General features: G+C 79.9%; 1 pseudogene. It reads right to left on the bottom strand.

The annotated features are described in order from the left end of the window. A pseudogene (locus tag BIU91_RS18260) lies at positions 1–239 on the bottom strand (hypothetical protein); the annotation flags it as partial.

Below are 239 nucleotides of genomic sequence, written 5' to 3'. Positions count from 1 at the left end.
CCACCGGCACCGCCGCCGGCACCCGGACGGGCACCGGGGCCGCCACGGCCACCACCCTGGCCCGGGCGCTGCCCGAAGCCGTTGGGACGGTTGCCCTGACCGGGACCACCCGGACGCGGAGCACCCGGACGGGGCGTGCCCGGACGCGGGGGCTGCGGACGCGGGATGCCACCGCCACCGGCTGCGCCGGCGGCCGGGCGCTGGCCCATGCCCTGGTTGGACGAGTACGGGTTGTTGCC

This window comes from Curtobacterium sp. MMLR14_002 (assembly GCF_001864975.1).
Lineage (GTDB): Bacteria > Actinomycetota > Actinomycetes > Actinomycetales > Microbacteriaceae > Curtobacterium > Curtobacterium flaccumfaciens.
The sequence above is the reverse complement of the archived record's forward strand: the minus strand, read 5'-3'. Positions and strand labels throughout refer to the sequence as shown.